The 18,637-nt window shown below is 69.1% G+C and carries 18 protein-coding genes; 8 read left to right on the top strand and 10 right to left on the bottom strand.

Annotated features, from left to right (window positions below; all coding sequences use genetic code 11):
* Positions 1–126: 126 nt before the first annotated feature.
* Positions 127–711: a PadR family transcriptional regulator gene (locus F8566_RS19405; RefSeq protein WP_151561726.1), complete on the top strand. Its 585-nt coding sequence runs from the start codon at positions 127–129 to the stop codon at positions 709–711.
* Between the two features lie 125 nt (positions 712–836).
* On the opposite strand, the gene F8566_RS19400 is transcribed toward F8566_RS19405, so the two are convergent.
* The 3 genes from F8566_RS19400 to F8566_RS19390 form a co-directional block, all read right to left on the bottom strand.
* Complete coding sequence (locus tag F8566_RS19400) at positions 837–1,718, bottom strand: hypothetical protein (protein ID WP_151561724.1); 882 nt, start codon at positions 1,716–1,718, stop codon at positions 837–839.
* A gap of 218 nt (positions 1,719–1,936) precedes the next feature.
* Positions 1,937–2,746 (bottom strand): trehalose-phosphatase, encoded by an 810-nt coding sequence (gene otsB, locus F8566_RS19395; RefSeq protein ID WP_225993328.1) that lies wholly within the window; start codon positions 2,744–2,746, stop codon positions 1,937–1,939.
* Between the two features lie 19 nt (positions 2,747–2,765).
* Positions 2,766–3,086 carry a DUF3263 domain-containing protein gene (locus F8566_RS19390; RefSeq protein WP_151561722.1) on the bottom strand — a complete coding sequence of 107 codons (321 nt, stop codon included), beginning with the start codon at positions 3,084–3,086 and terminating at the stop codon, positions 2,766–2,768.
* 184 nt (positions 3,087–3,270) lie between these two features.
* Here F8566_RS19390 and F8566_RS19385 point away from each other — a divergent pair, with 184 nt between their 5' ends.
* Positions 3,271–4,212 (top strand): SAM hydrolase/SAM-dependent halogenase family protein, encoded by a 942-nt coding sequence (locus tag F8566_RS19385; protein WP_225993327.1) that lies wholly within the window; start codon positions 3,271–3,273, stop codon positions 4,210–4,212.
* Positions 4,213–4,639: 427 nt separating this feature from the next.
* Positions 4,640–5,236, top strand: coding sequence for a MarR family winged helix-turn-helix transcriptional regulator (locus tag F8566_RS19380; protein WP_151561718.1), 597 nt, complete (start codon positions 4,640–4,642; stop codon positions 5,234–5,236).
* Between the two features lie 48 nt (positions 5,237–5,284).
* On the opposite strand, the gene F8566_RS19375 is transcribed toward F8566_RS19380, so the two are convergent.
* The 7 genes from F8566_RS19375 to F8566_RS19345 form a co-directional block, all read right to left on the bottom strand.
* Positions 5,285–5,575: an SHOCT domain-containing protein gene (locus F8566_RS19375; protein ID WP_225993326.1), complete on the bottom strand. Its 291-nt coding sequence runs from the start codon at positions 5,573–5,575 to the stop codon at positions 5,285–5,287.
* A gap of 112 nt (positions 5,576–5,687) precedes the next feature.
* Entirely contained in the window at positions 5,688–8,153 is a 2,466-nt protein-coding gene (locus F8566_RS19370) for a S8 family serine peptidase (RefSeq protein WP_192809752.1), read from the bottom strand.
* A gap of 350 nt (positions 8,154–8,503) precedes the next feature.
* Entirely contained in the window at positions 8,504–8,974 is a 471-nt protein-coding gene (locus F8566_RS19365; protein WP_151561714.1) for a hypothetical protein, read from the bottom strand.
* 150 nt (positions 8,975–9,124) lie between these two features.
* Positions 9,125–9,685 (bottom strand): dihydrofolate reductase family protein, encoded by a 561-nt coding sequence (locus F8566_RS19360; RefSeq protein ID WP_151561712.1) that lies wholly within the window; start codon positions 9,683–9,685, stop codon positions 9,125–9,127.
* 222 nt (positions 9,686–9,907) lie between these two features.
* Positions 9,908–10,690 (bottom strand): FAD:protein FMN transferase, encoded by a 783-nt coding sequence (locus F8566_RS19355; RefSeq protein ID WP_151561710.1) that lies wholly within the window; start codon positions 10,688–10,690, stop codon positions 9,908–9,910.
* Positions 10,691–10,713: 23 nt separating this feature from the next.
* A complete protein-coding gene (locus F8566_RS49935; RefSeq protein WP_192809751.1) occupies positions 10,714–10,962 on the bottom strand; it encodes an FMN-binding protein in 249 nt (82 codons plus the stop codon).
* Between the two features lie 438 nt (positions 10,963–11,400).
* Positions 11,401–12,885, bottom strand: coding sequence for a ferredoxin reductase family protein (locus F8566_RS19345; RefSeq protein WP_192809750.1), 1,485 nt, complete (start codon positions 12,883–12,885; stop codon positions 11,401–11,403).
* A 692-nt stretch (positions 12,886–13,577) separates the two neighbouring features.
* Between F8566_RS19345 and F8566_RS19340 the strand changes: the two genes are divergently transcribed.
* The 5 genes from F8566_RS19340 (at position 13,578) to F8566_RS19320 (ending at position 18,485) form a co-directional block, all read left to right on the top strand.
* Positions 13,578–15,029 carry a DUF1996 domain-containing protein gene (locus tag F8566_RS19340; RefSeq protein WP_151561704.1) on the top strand — a complete coding sequence of 484 codons (1,452 nt, stop codon included), beginning with the start codon at positions 13,578–13,580 and terminating at the stop codon, positions 15,027–15,029.
* A 154-nt stretch (positions 15,030–15,183) separates the two neighbouring features.
* Positions 15,184–15,522, top strand: a complete 339-nt coding sequence (locus F8566_RS19335; protein WP_151561702.1) for an immunity 51 family protein — start codon at positions 15,184–15,186, stop codon at positions 15,520–15,522.
* 49 nt (positions 15,523–15,571) lie between these two features.
* On the top strand, positions 15,572–16,141 hold the full coding sequence (locus tag F8566_RS19330; RefSeq protein WP_151561700.1) for a hypothetical protein: 570 nt from the start codon (positions 15,572–15,574) through the stop codon (positions 16,139–16,141).
* 194 nt (positions 16,142–16,335) lie between these two features.
* Complete coding sequence (locus F8566_RS19325; RefSeq protein ID WP_151561698.1) at positions 16,336–17,391, top strand: FecCD family ABC transporter permease; 1,056 nt, start codon at positions 16,336–16,338, stop codon at positions 17,389–17,391.
* A gap of 38 nt (positions 17,392–17,429) precedes the next feature.
* Positions 17,430–18,485, top strand: coding sequence for a FecCD family ABC transporter permease (locus tag F8566_RS19320; RefSeq protein WP_225993325.1), 1,056 nt, complete (start codon positions 17,430–17,432; stop codon positions 18,483–18,485).
* Positions 18,486–18,637: the final 152 nt, after the last annotated feature.

The following is an 18,637-nucleotide window of genomic DNA, read 5'->3' as shown; positions in this document are numbered from 1 at the left end:
CAGGTCGATGCAGAGCGTGCCGGATGCTCTCCGCTCACCATCGATCTTCCACTGACAGTTGCATCGCGACAGGTTCCGATATATCGTTAATGCATCGCAACCGATCACTACTGAAGGAGACATGCGATGCACTCCCGACACGGACGATTTACGAAGCCTGAAGAGCGCCCCCGGCGCGGCGATCCGTTCGGCCCCTGGGGCCAAGGCTTTGGCGGACCCGGTTTCGGCCCTGGCCGGCACGGCGGTGGCCGCGGACGCGGCAGGCGCACGCGGCGCGGCAACGTGCGGGCGGCGCTGCTCGCCCTGCTGGCCGAGCGGCCGATGCACGGGTACGAGATGATCCAGGAGCTGGACAACCGGACCGGCGGGGTCTGGCGACCCAGCCCCGGCTCGGTCTACCCGACGCTCCAGATGCTGGAGGACGAGGGACTGGTCACCAGCGAGGAGCAGGGCGGCAAACGGCTGTTCTCGTTGACCGACACAGGCCGCGAAGAGGCCTCGCAGCAGGCCGTCGCCCCATGGGAAGAGGTCACCGAGGCCGCCGGCGAGAACGCCCTGCGCGGTCGCGAGGCCATCGGACAGTTCATGGGCGCGCTGCACCAGGTCATGAACGTCGGCAGCGAAAGCCAGAAGGCACGTGCCCTGGACGTCGTCAACGACGCCCGCCGCCGCCTCTACGGAATCCTCGCCGATGACCCCGCAGCCGAGTGACCCCACCCCGGCCGCATCGTGATCGGATCACGATGCGGCCCTTTTTCATTGCCGGCCCGCCCGGTCATGAACACAAATGGCAGGAACGGACACTCTCAGCGACCACAGGGGGGCGTTCCGTTCGATCAGTTGGGGAACGGAGCCGGCTGGGCGTACTGCCCGGAGACGAAACGCTTCTGCCATATGTAGAGCCGAAGGTCGTTCCGTGTAAGGCGCCTGTCGACGGGCACCTCGACCATCGCGCGGATGAGGTAGGACGAGCGGGCCGGCATGTACTTGTCGCCGCCATCACCGGCTTCAAGTTCGCCACCGGAGATGCGGCGTATGACCTCGCTCTGCGTCGGCGGAGTGCACATGGTCTCTGGCACACCCGCCTGCCACATGCACCGGCCACGCGCCTGCCTCGCGACAAGGTTGCGCTTCACGAACACATCGCCAGGTGGGTCGAGCAGGACCTTCTGGTCCGTCGGGTTGCTCAGCACGTAGTCGATATAGGCGACCGCGGACCCGGCGGGCAGCGGTGACGACTGCACGGTCGGCTCGCCGCCGGCACTGACTCCCCCGTTCACGGCCGCTACTTGGTATTGGGCGCCTTCGGCCGTCGTGATGGCGACCGGCTTCCCGCTTCTGGGCGCGGCCCCTTGAGACCCGGATCGCGAATTCGTCGGCGGGTCACCTCCGCCGCTCTTCTCCCCGAACCCGATCGCGAACACCGCACCACCCGCGATCATCGCCGCCACGCCGGTGACGACCGCGGTCAGGATGAGCCCCCTGCGCCGTCCTGCGCGCTTACGCCGTTCCGCCTGCGCACGGTTACGGCCCGACCGTGAACCGAGTCGGACCTCCACGCCGCTGGTCTCCCGCACACCGATCGGCCCGGTCGTGATGGACGTCCCCGGCACGTCCGCCGGATAGGCCCCGGTGGTATGACCTTGCGGGTAGTGGAACGAGTCGGGCTCGCTCTGCGGCGGAACGTCGCCGGGTCTTCGCGGTGTTCCTGGCTGCATGTCCAATGCTCCCCGTCCCCCCACACTTCACCGAGATGCCGCCCATAGTTTGACGCAATTGGACGCCTCATCAACATGCGACCCCGGAATAACACCAAAAGACGCTAATCAGTCATGACCCTGTTGTCACTTATGGACACAGGCAAAACCCGCACGCAGACGACCGGCGTGAGCGCACGATTCCATCGCGCGCTCACGCCACGACGCGGCTCGGACGCTCAGGGGAGCAGGGTTTCGAGGAACTCGACTATGCCCTGCGGGCCGTCCACCACGAGGTCGGCACGTTCGGTGAGGGCGGTTACCTCGGTGGAGCCGCTGCAGAGCTTGAGGCCCGGGACGCCTTCGGCGCGGAGGGCGTCGATGGCGTCGAAGGCAGCCAGGTCGCCCAGGTCGTCTCCCGCGAAGAGGACGGCGGACGGCAGGCCGTCGCCCAGGGAGTCGATGAAGCTCCGGAAGGCGATGCCCTTGTCCATGCCGGGCGGGCGCAGCTCCAGCACGAGGCGGCCGGGCTCGACGACGAGGCCGGTGCGTTCGGCGAGCGCGTTCATGATGCCGCGCAGGCGTTCGAGGGCGACCTCGGGCTCGGCGGTGCGGCGGGTGTGCACGGCGAGCGCCTGGCCCTTGTCCTCGACGAACGTGCCGTCCGGGGCGCCGGCGGCCGCGAGGACGTCGGGCAGCTTCGCGCGGGCCTCGGCGACGCCGGGAGGCGGCTCGGGCACCGTCATGGTGCCCGACTCCCAGCGCTCCAGGCCGTACTGCCCGAGCACCACGAGGCCGTCGATGCCCTCGAAACCGCCGTACTCCACGGCGGTGGCCGCGGGACGGCCGGTGACGATCACCAGCGAGCCCACGAGCGGGGCCAGGCGGGCCAGGGTCGCGGCCGCCCGGGGATGGGCCCGGGCCGCCTCGGGATCGTCCACGATCGGCGCGAGTGTGCCGTCGAAGTCGAAGCCGAGCACGGCTCCGCGGGGGTTGTCGCGGATAGCGTCGAGGCCGTCCGTACCGACGGCGGTCAAGGGAAGGTTCACGTGACCAGTGTTGGTCACGCTACGGCCGGATGCCGAGTCGGCGCGCGGCGCGCTGCCGTTGACGCTGTGAGCGCATCCGGCGAAGGCGCTTGACCAGCATCGGGTCGTGCGCGAGCGCCTCGGGCCGGTCGATGACAATGTTGAGGAGCTGGTAGTACCGCGTCGCCGACATGTCGAACATTTCGCGGATCGCCTGCTCCTTGGCTCCGGCGTACTTCCACCACTGCCGCTCGAAGGCGAGGATCTGGCGGTCACGCTCGGAGAGGAGTTCGGCAGGGAAGGCGCCGTCGTCTTCCAGGCCGTCGTTCACGGGTGGGTGTAGCGCAGAACCATCGTTCATGGGTCCGTCCTGATGGGGGCCGTCACCAGGGGCGTTGGCCTCTCGCATGAGGTCCCCTCTGTGGTCACTAATCCCGGGTCGTCCGGGTTCGGCCGGGTGCCATGCTACGCGTCCCCGCCGACAAGTTCCGGGTGTTCTGACGGAACGGCCCAACGTTACGCTCAGGCAACGGAGGTGGGTTCCGTTGAGTGACGGCACGAGCACCAATACGAGCGCCAAGGCGCATCAGTGCATCACATTTCTTACCGACTACGGGCTGGACGACGGGTTCGTCGCGTCATGTCACGGCGTGGCCGCGCGGATCGCCCCGGACGTCCGGATCATCGACATCACCCATCTCGTCCCGGCGGGCGACGTGCGGCGCGGCGCCGCGGTGCTGGCGCAGACCGTCCCGTACCTCCCGCCGGGCGTGCACGTCGCGGTCGTCGACCCGGGCGTGGGTACGAGCCGGCGCGCCATCGCGATCGAGGCCGGCGACCGGATCTTCGTGGGCCCCGACAACGGACTGCTGTCATGGGCCGCCCGCGGCCTGGCGCCCGGCGGAACCTACTCCCTCGCCCCGTGGCGCACCCCGGCCGGGGAGAGCACGCCGGCGGCGAACGAGCCACGCGCGTTCGAACTCACCAATTCCAAGCTCTGGCTGGACCCGGTCTCCCCCACGTTCCACGGGCGCGACATCTTCACGCCCGTCGCCGCGCAGCTGGCCGGCGGACTCGACATCTCGGCCGTCGGCCGTCCGGTGGACCCCGCGAGCCTCATCACGCTCCCCTCCCCTACGCGACGTGTACAGAACGGCGGGGCGGAGGGCGAGGTGCTCACGGTCGATCGCTTCGGCAACATCCAGCTCTCGCTGACGAGATCCGACCTGGACCAGCTGGGCGCCCATCCGGGAGACTCCCTCACGATCACCCTGGGCGTCACCGCTCGTCTCCAGGGCTCCGAACCCCAGCGCCGCCGTACCTTCAGCGTCCCTTACCGGGAGACCTTCGGCTCCGTACCCCCCGGCGAACTGGTCGCCTACGCCGACTCGGTCGGCTGCGTGGCCCTGGCCGTCAACTCCGGCGACGCCGCCCAGCGGCTCGGCCTCCCCCCGGGCGCCCGCATCCGGATCTCACCCACGCCCTGACGCGCCCCCAACACGACACGCTCTGCCCGACTCACGCGTTCTGTCCCGCCCGATGCACCCTGCCCGACCCGACGTACCCCGCCCAACCTGACATGCTCTGCCCGGCCAGAGGCGCTCTCACCGTTCGACGCGCCCGGCACCGTCCGACGCGCTCCGCCCGCCTGACGCATCCCGCCCCGCCCGACGCGTCCTGTCCCGCCGACGCGCACCGCACCTTGGGACGCGCTTTGGCGAATCTGACGCGTCTGTCCCGTCGGACGCGCCCTTTCCGGTCCGACGCACCCTTTCCGGTCTGGCGCGTTCTGCCCGACCTGGCACGTTCTGGTCGGTAGAGGTGCAGTCGCATGCGCACTACATGCATTAACGTATGTATGTATTGTGCATCTGTACGGTATGTCCCGGTAGATGTCTTGAGCGGAGGCCCTGCATGGGGATCGAGAACGCCTCCAAGGGCGGCCACCCCGAGGACCTTCCGGATCCGGCGCTGTCCGACATCGCTCTCGCGCTCTTCCATCTCCGGCGGGTCTGGGCCACGCCCGATCTCATGAAGCGCATCCGGGCCCAGACCTCCAGCGGCCCCGGCGGCAGGCCCCTCCAGCTCTCCAATCTGATGGTCGTCCACGCCGTGGCCGGGTTGAGCTTCGGCGACGGGTCCGGGGACGGAGACGAGCGCCGGGGCGGTGCCGAGGTCACGGTCGGGGCGGTCGCCGAACGGCTCGAAATCGATCCCTCCACGGCGAGCAGGCTGGTCGGCCATGCGATCGACGCGGGCCTGGTCTCACGGCGCCCCTCCCCGGTGGACGCGCGGCGCGCCAACCTCGGGCTGACGGATGCGGGGACGCGCGTCAAGCAGGTCGCCGACCGCTTCCGTCGTGCCTACCTCGACGAGCTCATGGCGGACTGGACCGGATCGGAACGCGAGGACTTCGCGCGCCTTCTCACCCGATTCGCCGACGCCGCAGCGCGGTGCCCCATGGACTTCGACGGCATCGACAAGATCTTCGAAGAGGCCCAGGCCGATTGATCTGCCGGCCGCCGTGCCTTCGGAGGCACGGCGGGCGCGGCATGGACGTCATGCGTCGTTACGCAGCGTCGACGAGCGAGCGTAGTACTCGTCCTCGTCGATCTCGCCCCGGGCGAAGCGCTCCGCGAGCACCGACCGGGCTCGGGCCATCGGATCGGCATGTGCGGCCCCGGCCGCGATGCGGCGGCGCACCAGGTAGAACCCGGCGACCACCACGGCCACCCAGAACAGCCCGAACGTGATGGGGAACACCGGCCACCAGGCGGGGGCGTCCGCGGCCCCGCTCTCGTGCCAGGGACCCGGGTGAACCTGCATCGCCAACGTCGTCAGCATGGTCATCGACCTCCTTGTTTCGGATAAGTCGATGCTCAGCGACAGGTGAGGGGCGCTGCATCGTACGGCCGGAGGCTTCTCCGCTACGCCCGGTGGAGTAGCGAGGAGCCGTGCGGAATCACCACCACGGTGGGCGGTAGTCGTCGTCATCTTCCGGACGCCGGCGCGTGGAACGGCCTCCCGGCTGGTCCTCAGACGACGATCCTGGCTCGGGGAAGCGGGCGCCGTACTGGTCGTCGTCGTCCAGGTCCGCGGGTGGCACCGCGGGGAAGGCCGCAGTGGGCAGCTCGTCCGAGAAGTCATCCGCGGGAGGCAGAGGAAGCGCGTCGGTCGGGCCTTCGGCGTCCTCTTCCCGAGGCACGGAATCAAAGTCGGGCAGGTGATTCGGAGTGGTCGGCTCATCAAGCGCGTGACCGTTAAGGCCGTGGCCATTGCTTGCTGAGCCCCCGAATCCGTTCAGGGCACCCAGCCCGTTCGAGCCATTCTGGCCTCGGCCATTGTCCGAGACCGCGGGCTCACCGGGATGGTAAGGACGAAGGTCGCCGAGACTGAACGGAGGCTTTTCATCGGCAGTTCCGGGCCCTCCGTTCTGGCCCGTCGCTGGTCCGCGGCCGCCGAGCTCTGGCGTACGGTCTTCGTCGCTGTCCGGCTTGTGCCTGCGTCCTCGCTTTTCGCCGTACCCGCGCTCCAGCTCGTCGCCGCGCTCTACGTCCTGGCCACCGCCCAGACCTCCGTATTCGCGCTCAAGGCGTCGCGGGGGCCGTGCTGAGCCGAATCCACGCTCAAGGTCATGGGGTTGGCTCTCCTGGCGGAAGCCACTTGCGGAGCCGTACGGGCGCTCCCGCTCGTCCCCGTTTCCAGAGCCGTATGGGCGCTCCTGGCGGGGGGCACTTCCCGCGCTGTACGGGCTCTCCTGGCGGTGGCCGGTCCCTGGGCCATACGCGCGTTCCTGTCCCTCGGCAGCGCCGGTACGCGGGGGCCAGAGGGGACGATCGGTCTGCTCTCGTGAGGTCGGCGCCTCGGGCGAGGGTGAAGCGTGCGAGCGACCCATCCGGGCCGCCGATTCCGGGGAGGCGGACGGCATGCCTCCGGGGAAGACCTCGCTGCTCTGCCACAGCGGGACGTTGACGGGTGCGACGTCAGGACCGTTCGACGGACCGCCGCCCGTCATGGCGCCGACGGGTTCGCGCGGGCGGCCGGAACCAGAGTGACGCAGGTAGTCGTCTTCTTCGAAGTCCTCGTCGGGGCGGCGTCGCTGCCGCCAGCCCAGCACCAGTCCGACGATCACGAGGACGGCGCCGCCCGCGACGACGGCCATCACCAGGGTGCCGGTCCCCTCCTCCTCCGGCTCGGCGGCGACGGGCGAGGACTTCTCGGCGCTCTTGGGCGTCGCGCCCGGGCCGTTGGCGGACTTGTTGATCTTGTTGGCGGCCAGCAGGGTCCGTGCCGCGTCGAGGGTGCCCGGGCAGTTGGTCGAGCCACTTGCCTGCTGGCGCGGTACGGAGCCCTGGATGAGGGCCTGGCGGATCTCGTCCGGGGTCAGCTTCGGGTAGCGGGCCCGGACGAGGGCGGCCACCCCGGCGGCGATCGCCGAGGACGGGCTGGTGCCCGTACCGACCACATAGCCGTTGCTGGCATCCGCGCTGACGATCTCGACGCCGGGCGCGCAGACCGCCACGTACGAGCGCCGGTTGCTGTCCTTCCAGACCCGCCCGCGGTGGTCGAGGGCCCCGACGGCGATCACTCCGTCGTACGCGGCGGGGTAGTTGCGGCGGTTGGAGCCGGCTCCGTCGTTGCCCGCCGAGGCGATGAGCACGACGCCCTTGCTCAGGGCGTACCGGACGGCCTCTTCTTCGGTCTTGTCACCGTCATAGAACAACCTGCCGCCGCCGAGGGACATGTTGATGACCTCGGCGCCATGATCGACGGCATACCGGATGCCCTGCGCCACGGCGTCGCGGTTGCGCCCGCTCGTTCCGCCGTTGCCCCGGAGCGGATCGTCGTTCTCCCAGGTCACTCGGATCGACAGGATCCGGCTCTGCGGCGCGACACCGATGACGCCGCGCTGGTAGCCCGGCCCGTTGCCGTGCCCGGCGATGATGCTCGCCATCGACGTGCCGTGCAGCCCCCAGTACTTCCCGCCGGGACGCCGCGTACCGCCGGTGAGGTCAGGGCCGCTGGTGACCCGGCCGACCAGGTCGGGATGGCGTTTGTCGACGCCGGTGTCGAGCACCGCGACGGTGACGCCAAGACCCTTGGACCACTTCCAGGCCCTGGGGATGTGCATCGCGTCGAGATGCCACTCGCGCTGGCGGATCTGGTCCGGCGCGGATCGGGTGACTCCGGTGACGGCTCCCCGTGCGGCGACGCGCGCCTGGCCGGCGACGCCCGCCTGGCCGGGCTGGCCCGCGTGATCGGACTGGCCCGCCTGACGTTCGGCGGAACCGTCGGGGGCGAGCGCCATGGGCACGGCGACTGCGGCGGCGAGCGTCAGCGCGGTGAGGCTCGCGGTGGCCCGTACGCCAAAATGGCCGACGGGTCGGGTACCTCGAGAGCGGCGTCGGCCGGCATGCGACACGCCCACCGAACCTCCTCCCGGCGTCGGCCGTGGTCTGCTGGTGCAACCCACCACAGGCGGAAATCCTCGTGAACACGAAGCACGACGGCAACCGCCGCCTCCGTGGGCACAGCCCCTCATCCCGCCCCACCGAGCCCTCGGGGCGCGAGGCCTCATTCTGCCATGAGGCGGCAGTACGGCTCGGGCACTCGGCACATTCAGGCACGGTCCAGGACAGCTGGCAGTTCTTACGGATCTACCGTGCTCCGCACCCGACCTGCCCTAACCCGGGCACCCTGTGTGCTACACCCCACCGCGCGTCAAGTTCCCCGCGAACGACTGCTCTGAGATGGCGGCAGATCAGGTGTGGCGGCAGATCAGGTGCAGGTGCCGAAAGGCCGGTCGCAGTGGAGAACCTGACCACCGAGCGCCGGCCGCACCTTGTCGATGAGCGCGTCCGGTCCGGTGACGAGCCAGTTCGGGCCGTGCAAGATCGCGAAGGCGCCCGGTTCGCCGAGGGCGCTCTGCCCGATCCCGGTCTTCCAGCTCTCCAGGGCCGTGTCCATGGTCAGCCCCGAACCGGAACCAGGGCTGAGCACCGTCCCCGCGACATAACGCCCGCCGAAGCGGCATTCGACCCTCGCCTGATCGACCCGGCAACCGGTGGCTCCTCGTTTCCGAAGGGCCGCCGCGATGTCCTTGGTGTCCCCGTAAGCACGGGCGCTCGCGCCGGGCCGGGCCGAGGCCCCGCCGTCTTCGCCTGTCATGAGGAACGCGGTGATGCCTGCGGTGGCGAGCACCGTACCGCCGACTGCACCGGCGACGGCAAGCATGGGCTTCGACTTCATGCACACCAGGATGCCCTACTCGCGAGTAACTTGATCCTGACACACAAAAACCATCCCCCTCCCTGAAGCCAGGAGGGGGATGGCCGCTTCGCCAGGCCGTGCCCCTCCCGCGGAGTTCGGAAGGGGCCCTTGAACGTGAAGGTGGCTGTATCAGGAACGCTTCGGCTCGAAGTGCAGCCCGGTGATGCCGCAGTCGAACGCACGGGCCCCGACGAGCCGGAGCTGCTGGTAGGCGCCTGCGGGGAAGACGGGCATTCCGGTGCCGATCGCGGTCGGGTTCATGAACAGGTGGAGCTCGTCGAGGAGGCCCTCGGCGATCAGACTCGACACCAGCGTGCCGCCGCCGTAAGCGATCATGTCTCCGCCCGGCTCGGACTTCAGCCTGTTCACGGTCTCGGCCAGGTCGCCGTTGGCGACCACGGCGTTCTCCCAGGGCGACTCGGTGAGCGAGTTGGAGATCACGACCTTGGGAGTGTTGTTCATCCAGTCGATCGACTCCTGGGTCTCCCCCTCCGGCCCTGCGGCCCACGTCGGGATGAATCCCTCGGCGAGCTTGCGCCCCAGCACGATGCAGTCGACCTGCGCGGTGAGCGCCTCGATGTAGCCGTTGATGTCGCCGGTCCAGGGAAACGTCATCCAGTCCATCTCACCGTTCGGGCCGGCCATGTAGCCGTCAACGGTGGTCTGAACCTGAAGCTTGAACTTACGCATGGGCGGGGTCCTTTCGAGTGCTGTGCGCTTGCTTCCTTGCGATGCCCCAACTCTGGCAGCCGACAATCTGAGATGTCAAGACAAATTTTTTTGTCGGTGCACGGATGCCGTCATACCTCGCAAAGGTCCTAGTCCCCGCCTGCGCTCAGCTCACGCACAGGACCAGCGCACATGGCTCGCCGGAACGCGCCCCCGCCCCTTGGCCAGTACGCGCCCTAGCCCCTAGCCGGCGCCCACATCCGCATGCTCTCCAGCCTCCACACCGGTCTCGAGGGCATCCTCAGCGATGGGGAGATGGTCGGAGTGGTAGGCGTGGCCGTCGCGCGTTACGGCGGCGGACTCGTAGCCGGACTCGGCGAGGCGGGCCAGCCAGAGCAGGCCGTCCGATCCCATGGCCATGGCAGCGGTGGCGTAGGCGTCGGCCAAGGCGAGGTCGGGGCCGGTGACGGTGACCGAACGGAGGGCCTGTACGGGTTCGCCTGAGTGCGGGTCGAACACGTGGAGTCCACGCTCGTAGGTACCCGAGGTGGCGACGGCCAGATCGGTGCCGGTCAGGACCCAGGCCAGCTTGTCCGGTTCCCAGGGATGGCGGACTCCGAACCGCCACGGGCGACCGGGTTCGGGGCAGCCGCGGCTGCGGATGTCGCCGCCGGCGTTGATGCAGTGGTTGAACGAGCCCGCCTGAGCCAGGCGCGCCGACGCCATCTCGACCGACCAGCCCTTGACGTAGCCGGACGGATCGAGCCGTCCGGCGGCTCGTTCGTCGAAGTAGCCGTCGGTCTCTCGCCGCAGGGTGGCGCAGGCGTCCAGCACGGTGCGCATGTCGGCCGAGCACCGGTCGGCGGCCAGGTCGCCCCGTTCGAGCTGGTTGACCTCGCTGTCGTCCTTGTAGGTGCTGAAGCGGCGGTCCACCTCGTGCAGCCAGGCACAGGTGTCGTCGATCAGCTCGGCGAGGGCGCGGCGAGGGAGAAGGTCGGCGATCTCGATGCTGACCGCCGTTCCCATGACCTCCTCGACGTGCCGCATCATCAGGCCCGCGCCGCGGTGAACGCGGACTGCAGTGAGGCGGCGAAGGAGCCGCTGGTGAACGTGGCGCCCGAGACGGTGTCGACGCGGGCGCTCTGGGAGGTCAGGGCGGCCTGCCGCAGCAGCGGGATGGCTCGCCCGTTGACCTGCGCCGTCGTGGCCGGGGTCGTGGCGTGGGTGGCGGTGAGATTCGTGACCCGTCCGGCGGCCACTTGGATGGTGACCTGGATGGGCCCGTATTGGTTGCGCACGGTGTTCCCCCGGAACACTCCGTCTTTCAGACCATTGGCTGCTCTGACCGCACCGTTCCCTGCCGCACCGTTGCCGGTTGCCCCGTTGCCGGTTGCACCATTCCCTGCCGCACCATTCCCGGCAGCCCCATTGCCCGCAGCACCATTTCCTGCCGCGCCGTTGCCTGCCGCGCCGTTCCCATTCCCGTTTCCGTTTCCGTTTCCGGAAGCAGCGTTGCCGTTGCCGGGCGGGTTGGCTCCACCCTGGGCGTTTCCGGGCGGTTGGGCGGCGGACGAGCCGGGGGGTGCGAGATCGCCCGTCTGGCCGACGGCCTGGCCGGACGCCGTGGAACTGGCGTCCGCTCCGTACTTGGCGGCGAGGAGCAAGGCCGCCCCGCTCAATGTGCCGGCGATGGCCGCGGTGGTTCGACGCATCACGTCCCTCGTTTCAGAACTCGATCAGAACTCGAACGGGTCAAGGTGGATCTGGCGGCGGCGCACCCGCAGGCGGCGCAGGGTCGCGACCGCCGCTTGGACCATGCCGGGTGGGCCGCACACGTACACGTCACGGTGGCGGACGTCCGGGACCAGCTCCCGGAGCCCTTGGGGCGTGAACAGGTTCTGCGGGCCCGGTTCGTGGCGGGAGCCCAGCACGTAGCGCAGCTCGTGCCCGTGCCGCTGGGCAAGGCTGCGCAGCTCGTCGCGGAAGACGATGTCGTCGGCGTCGGAGGCCCGGTAGATGACCACGCTGCCGTTCGGAAGGTCCTCAAGGACGGCGCGAATCGGGGCGATGCCGCTCCCGCCGGCGATCAGCAGCGCCCGCTGCCGGGAGCGTTGACCGGCGGTGAACGTCCCGGACGGGCCGACGGCGAACACCCGGGTGCCCGGCCGCAGGTCACGCAGCCCGGTCGTGTGGCTTCCGACCGCGTTGATGGTCAACCGGAGCCATTGCTCGTTGGGAGCCGCAGACAGCGAGAACGGATGTGACTGCCACCAGGTGCCGCTCGCCATGAAGCGCCAGCGGAAGTACTGCCCGGCCTGCGCCTCCAGCTTGTTCAGGCTGCGCCCGCCGATGTAGACCGAGAACATCGTCGCCGTCTCGGGCACGACATCCATGACCTCGAACCGGTGCCGCGCGTTCAGCCACAGCGGCTCGACCATCCGGCCCCACAGGAGGCAGGCGATCACCAGGGCGTACAGGCCCATCCAGTACCACTCGGCGAACCCACCCTTGGCGAGATCGGCCCCAGCGAACTGGTGACCGTAGCCCAGGATCAGGATCGCGTAGGTGGACCAGTGCAGCCATTTCCACAGCTCGTACGGCATCCGGCGGCGGATGCCCCGGATCGCCATCATGCTGACGGCCACCATGATCCCGGTGGCGGTGTAGGCGCCGACCATCCCGTCAACGGTGTTGAAGAGGGTGACCGTCTGGTCGACGACCGTGACGTCGGCGCTCATGGCGTAGCCGACCGTGATGTACGCGGCGTGCGCCAGCACCGACAGCAGCAGATAGACGCCCACCTGGCGATGCCAGCGCATCAGGTCGTGGCCGCCGATCCAGTTCTCCAGCCAGGCGACCCGGCTCATCATCAGGACCTGCGCAAGGAGCAGGTACCCGCCGACCAGCCCGGTGACCCGCCCGCCGGCCGTGACCATCTCGGGCGTGCCGCTGAGGGTGCTGGGCGGAGTGCCGAACATCCACAGCGCGACGCTGGTCGCCAGCAGAGCCCAGAACAACAGGACCACGAACAACTTGTTGCCGGCGGTCTTCGCCGCGGGCGGCTTGAACCGTTGTTCCAAGCCCGGGCCCGGGCCGAAGGCCCTGGGCGCCGACCCCAGCTCCTCCCGGCGCTCCTCGCGGCCGTTTTCGAACCGGGAGTCGCGCTGTTCGAACCGGGATTCGCGCGTGGATTCGCGCTGGGCAGTGTCTTCCCTGCCCACGGGCCATGGCATGTCAGGAGTAGCACGTACGGCCGTCTGTCGCTGGTCCCAATCGGCGCCGTACGTCTCATTGGTGGGGACCGTATTCCCTGCTTGCACACGATCCTCCGCGAGGTCTCCGGGTGCGCGGTCTCGACTCGGTCAGAGTCGCTGGCATGTCGTACGGGTGATCCCGGACATTTGGTTCAGCCGACGACTCGACTGGCTGTCATCGTGGACGTTTCTTCGGCTACGACCGACGTTGAACGAGCTCGGCGACAGACGCGTACCACTGGTCAACCTCATACGGACCGTTCCCAGTCACCTACCTTCTGGATCCATCTTCCGGATCCTTGTGATCCAGTGATCCACCTTCTGGATCCCTTGTAGCGAAGAGAAGCGAACGTCGTAACGAAGAGGATGAGTGGCCCGCGCGGTAGGAAGCCGGGTGAACATGGAGGCCGCGCGGACCACTCGCTCGACGCGTGATGACGTCGCGCTGAGATTAGACCGGCGCAGACCCTCGACCACACGTCTTAAGCCTCACTTGACCCAGGGCTGAGCGCCCCCTAAGCGTGTATCGCCGGGGCGTGACGTCGTGGCAGCTCAGCGTGGAATTTGAAATCGCCTTGAACCAGAGTGACCGATGGTGCGTACCTGTTGAACGGAGCCGGGTGCACTTCCTCACACCCTTAACAAGGAGGGAGCGCCGCATGCGACATGCACGGCGACCGCGTTCCATCTCACGCAGCATCACCCTGCTCGCCGGGGCCGGCCTGGTCCTGACGAGCCTGGGTTCGGTGGCGGCCGAGGCGAGCGTCCCCGCTCTGCCGGCTGCCATGGCACAGACCATCAACTGTCCGGACGTAGCCGGACAGCTTCCGCAGGTGCCCGCACAAGCCAAGGCCGAAGTGGATCGCAACCTCGCGCTCCTCAACACCCAGATCCAGGAGGCGAACACGCGCCTGGCCAACTCGGTGGGCCAGGGCGGACCCAACTTCGTTCAGAACGCGATCGTGGGACCGCTGCGGGACAAGCGCGTCGCCACGATCAACCGGATCGCCACGGCCATCGGACGGGTGGCCCAGCGCCCCGCCGGCCTGGACGCCCTCGCCCCCTGCACGGTGGTCGACGACGGCCAGGGCGGCGGCGGTCAGGGCAACAACCCGGGCCAAGGGGGCCAGAATCCAGGCCAAGGCAACAACAACGGAGGTCAGAACCCGGGCCAGGGCAACAACAACGGTGGCCAAGGCAACGGGAACGCGGGTCAGCAACGCCCGGTAGCCTCGGACTTCGTCGACATCCGCCAAGTCAGGCCCAACGCCCAGCAGGCGCGGGCCCAGGCACGCGGATCGCGCGGCACGTTCACCTCCCGATGCGGGCGCAACGAGAACGGGCACTTCAACTCCGACAACTTCATCGTGGCGCCGGGCGTCGCGAACGGAGCGCACCACCAGCACGACTACGTCGGGAACCTGACCACCGACGGCAACTCCACCGACGAGAGCCTCGCCGCCGGCGGCACGACGTGCAGCAATGGCGACAAGTCGACCTACTTCTGGCCGGTCGTGCGGCTGCGCAGCCCCAACGACCCGCCGCAGAACGACCAGAGCGCGGCAGACGGCAACATCGGCCGCATCCAGCGGCCCGCCTCGGTTTCACTCCAGTTCCGGGGCAACGCCACGAGCAAGGTGACCGCGATGCCGCGCTTCATCCGCGTCATCACCGGCGACGCCAAGGCCGCCACCAACGGACCGGCCAACTCCCGCGCCTCGTGGACCTGCACCGGCTTCGAGAACCGGCGCCTGACCGACAAGTACCCGCTCTGCCCCCGAGGCAGCCAGGTGACCCGCATCCTGGAATTCCCGAGCTGCTGGGACGGCCGTAACACCGACAGCGCCAATCACCGGACGCACATCGTCTTCCCCGGCCAGAACGGCGCCTGCCCGGCCGGCACCCGGGCGGTCCCGCAGCTGCAGATGCGGCTCACCTACAACATCAACCTCAACCGCCAGCAGCTGAACCAGGGCCGGGTCTATGCCCTGGACAGCTTCCCCGAGCAGCTCCACAACCCGGTCACCGACCACGGTGACTTCGCCAACGTCATGTCCAACCGCCTCATGAACCGCGCCGTCACCTGCATCAACCGCGGCCAGCGCTGCTAGTACCCGACCCCGACCCCATACCCGACCCCGTATCCGACCTCGACCCCGACCGCTGACCCACAGAGGCCCCGTCCACACTGGACGGGGCCTCTTGCCGTCGCAGCACACGTCTTGAAGGTTGCTGCTCGGCCTCCGGGAATGCCACGCTTCGCCGATGGATCCGCTGAGGTTGGTCGAGACCACGCCCGGGAAGTTCTCGTTGCTGCTGGACGCAGGGACGACGCAGGTCGACGAAGTCATCGGGCAACTCGGTCACGAGCCGAACGGCTATTTCTGGGAAGGCATCGCGCAATTCCTGGTGAGCAGTCAGGCCCCGGCTCTAGAAGGGCGCTTGTCCTACGACCCTGAAGCCGGCATGTTCTGCGCGTACGGCGATGATCGAGCTGCCCTCCAGGAGCTGGCTGCCCTGATGAGCGCTGTCGCCACAGACGGTGAACGCATGCGGGGGCTTGTCGAGTCCGCCACGGCCGGTGGCTTTGAGTTCGATGACTGATCGCGCACGAGCCAGGAGCTGACCTACCGCTCCTGGGGATAATCGAGCCATGCGTCTCGGGATAGCCCATCATCTGGGGTGGGCCGTGGCGGTGACGGCTTCGGCTGACCACCGGGTCGTGGACCGGCGGCGGGTCGAGCTCGTCGAATCTGGCGTACCGACGGCCCCCGTTCACCATGAGGGCAAGCCGCTCGACGATGCTGCGGCGGCGGAGTTGGTGGCGCGGGTGCGGGAGTCGGCGATCCGGGCGACATCGGCTTCGCTGGACGCACTCGAATCGGCGCTGCACGAACCGATCGTCTCGATGTCGCTTCGAGCCTGGCCTCTCGATTTTCCCGAGGACATCGCCGTCCAGCGACGTGCACCGTATGAAAGCCGCGCGGACTCCGTCATGTATCGCCAGGTCCTGGACCAGCTCGCACGCGCGCGTGGCTGGGCCGTCCATCTCTATGACGCCAAGAGCGTGGAGGACCGGGCGGCCCGGATCCTGGCCGACCGGGCCAATGAGATCCTCTATGGGCCGCGGGCGGCGCTGGGGCCACCCTGGACCAAGGACCACCGGATGGCGCTCGCGGCGACGGTCCTGGCCGCTGCCGGCGCCACTACGGACGAGCGATAGCTGAACGAAACAGGCCGCCTCCGGGCAACGCCCGCGACCGACTGCCCGGACCGCGCCAGGCCGGGCGTCAGCGCCGGATCGGGTCGAGCGGATCAACGCCGTTCAATTAGGTTAGGCTCCCCTTATTTGCTGCCGATCCTTATTTACCCGCCCATTCGGAGGAAAGTGGTGCTAGCCGGACTCGACGGACGCGGATGAGCACGGTCATGGAGAAGCGGCCCGCGTCCGGGGTCGCGGCGGTCCGGCGGCGGCGGGTCACGGGGGTGGGGTTGCTCGTGACGGTCCTCGTGGTCGCGGGGGCGGCGTCGCTGGCCGTCGGAGCACGGGCGTTGACCCCCGGCGAGGTCTGGCGCGGGTTGTTCGCCGAGCCGGGCTCCGACCAGCGGCTCACCGAGATCAGGCTCATCGTGCAGACCGTGCGGGTCCCCCGGACGGTGCTCGCGATCGTGGCCGGCGTCGCTCTGGGGATCGGCGGGGCGCTGATCCAGGGGTGCACGCGCAACCCGATCGCCGACACGGGCCTGCTCGGGGTGAACTCCGGTGCCTCGGTCGCCGTCGTGTCGGCGACCTCCCTGTTCGGGTTGTCCAACCCGTTCCAGTACGTCTGGTTCGCCTTCCTGGGGGCGGCGGTCGCCGGTGTCGTCGTGTTCGGCCTGGCGAGCATCGGGCGAGGGGCCGGCAACCCGTTGACGCTCGCGCTGGCCGGGCAAGGGGTCACGGTGTTCCTGGCGTCGATGACCACCGCGATCGCGCTGTCGGACAAGGAGTCGCTGAACGCGTGGCGGTTCTGGAACGCGGGCTCGGTGGCGGGTGTCGGATTCGACGTCATCTGGCCGGTGACCGCGTTCATCGCTGCCGGCCTGGTCTTGGCGCTGACCACGCTGCCCGCCATCAACCTGCTGAACCTGGGTGACGACGTGGCCCGTGGGCTGGGGGTGAACGTCGCGTTGAGCCGGACCGTCGGCATCCTCGCCATCACCCTGCTGGCGGGCGCGGCGACGGCCGCGTGCGGTCCCATCGCCTTTCTCGGGCTCATGGTGGCCCATGTGGCCCGGTATCTGACCGGGCCGGACTACCGCTGGCTGGTGCCGTACGCGGGTCTGCTCGGAGCGGTCGTCCTCCTGGTCTGCGACATCGTGGGCCGTGTGGTCGTGCGGCCGGGCGAGCTGGACGCAGGGGTCCTGGTCGCCATCCTCGGTGCCCCGTTCTTCGCGGCCCTGGTGTGGCGCGGAAAGTTCAAGAACGCATGAACGCGACAAACACAACAGACACGACAGACGTGGCAGACGTGGCAGACGTGAAGCGGTCGGTGGCGCCAGGCGTACGGCTGGGTCACGTGTCGTTCGTGTGGCGGCCCTGGCTCGTCTTCGTCACTCTGCTGCTGGCGTCGGCGACGTTTCTGGTGTTCTGCCTGTCCATCAGTGTCGGCGACTTCCCCATCGAGCTGCCCCGGGTGATCGCCACGATCCTCGGCCAGGGCGAGCGGGTCGACAAGTTCGTGATCATGGACCTGCGGATGCCGCGTGCCCTGGCCGGGCTCATCGTGGGGATCGCGCTGGGGGTGTCCGGGGCGATCACGCAGTCCATCGCGCGCAACCCGCTGGCCAGTCCGGACATCCTCGGTATCACCGGGGGCGCCAGCACGGTCGCGGTGTTCATGGTGACGGTGTCGGGCGGGGCCGCCGCGGCGGTCGCCGACTCCGTGGGCGTGTCCGCGGCGGCGCTCGCGGGCGGCCTCGGCACCGGGCTGCTGGTGTACTTCCTGGCGTGGCGGCGCGGGATCGACGGCTTCCGGCTCATCCTCATCGGCATCTCGGTGAGCGCCGTGATGGAGGCGATCACGAGCTGGCTGCTGGTCACGGCCGACATCAGGGACGTGGCCCGGGCCCAGGCATGGCTGGTGGGCTCGCTGGACGGCCGATCATGGGACGAGGTCCGGGTGGCGCTCTGGTGCTCGCTCGCCCTCCTGGCCGTCGTGGCGGTCGTCGCGTTCCAGTTCAGGCCGTTGCACTTCGGCGACGAGGTCGCCGCGGGCCTCGGCGTTCGGTACTCGATGGTGCGCGCGGTCATGTTGTTGTGCGCGGTGCTGCTGGCCGGTGTGGCGGTGAGCGCGGCAGGTCCGGTCCCGTTCGTCGCGCTGGTGGCGCCGCAGGTGGCGATGCGGCTGGCGAGATTCCCGACGCCTCCGCTGGTGGCCTCCGGCCTGGTGGGCGCGTTGCTGCTGATCGGTGCGGACCTGGTGGCGCGCACGGCGCTGCCGGTCACCCTCCCGGTCGGCGTCGTCACCGCCGCGATCGGCGGCCCCTTCCTCGTCTATCTGCTGGTGCGGGCGAACCTCAGATAGGCGAATCCGAGGGTCGGGCCAAGCGAGTAAAGGAGATCTTGTGGCCGCTGAGCACATCACCGGGAACGAGTCCGGTGCCGACGACGCCCGACCGTTGGTCGACGACGCCCGATCACTGGGCGATGACGCCCGATCAGCGGTCGACGACCTCC

The sequence above is a fragment of the Actinomadura rudentiformis genome (assembly GCF_008923185.1).
In the GTDB taxonomy this organism is placed as follows: Bacteria; Actinomycetota; Actinomycetes; order Streptosporangiales; family Streptosporangiaceae; genus Spirillospora; species Spirillospora rudentiformis.
Note: the sequence above shows the minus strand (reverse complement) of the source record. Positions and strands in the feature narration are given on the sequence as shown.

What these genes read in the sequence shown, in the direction of transcription:
- F8566_RS19360 (WP_151561712.1), bottom strand. Translation starts at nt 9,685, where the DNA reads ATGCGTAAGTTCAAGCTTCAGGTTCAGACCACCGTTGACGGCTACATG.
- F8566_RS19335 (WP_151561702.1), top strand. Translation starts at nt 15,184, where the DNA reads ATGGATCCGCTGAGGTTGGTCGAGACCACGCCCGGGAAGTTCTCGTTG.
- F8566_RS19325 (WP_151561698.1), top strand. Translation starts at nt 16,336, where the DNA reads ATGAGCACGGTCATGGAGAAGCGGCCCGCGTCCGGGGTCGCGGCGGTC.
- F8566_RS19355 (WP_151561710.1), bottom strand. Translation starts at nt 10,690, where the DNA reads ATGGGAACGGCGGTCAGCATCGAGATCGCCGACCTTCTCCCTCGCCGC.
- F8566_RS19390 (WP_151561722.1), bottom strand. Translation starts at nt 3,086, where the DNA reads ATGAACGATGGTTCTGCGCTACACCCACCCGTGAACGACGGCCTGGAA.
- F8566_RS19380 (WP_151561718.1), top strand. Translation starts at nt 4,640, where the DNA reads ATGGGGATCGAGAACGCCTCCAAGGGCGGCCACCCCGAGGACCTTCCG.
- F8566_RS19365 (WP_151561714.1), bottom strand. Translation starts at nt 8,974, where the DNA reads ATGAAGTCGAAGCCCATGCTTGCCGTCGCCGGTGCAGTCGGCGGTACG.
- F8566_RS19375 (WP_225993326.1), bottom strand. Translation starts at nt 5,575, where the DNA reads ATGACCATGCTGACGACGTTGGCGATGCAGGTTCACCCGGGTCCCTGG.
- F8566_RS19400 (WP_151561724.1), bottom strand. Translation starts at nt 1,718, where the DNA reads ATGCAGCCAGGAACACCGCGAAGACCCGGCGACGTTCCGCCGCAGAGC.
- F8566_RS19340 (WP_151561704.1), top strand. Translation starts at nt 13,578, where the DNA reads ATGCGACATGCACGGCGACCGCGTTCCATCTCACGCAGCATCACCCTG.
- F8566_RS19405 (WP_151561726.1), top strand. Translation starts at nt 127, where the DNA reads ATGCACTCCCGACACGGACGATTTACGAAGCCTGAAGAGCGCCCCCGG.
- F8566_RS19330 (WP_151561700.1), top strand. Translation starts at nt 15,572, where the DNA reads ATGCGTCTCGGGATAGCCCATCATCTGGGGTGGGCCGTGGCGGTGACG.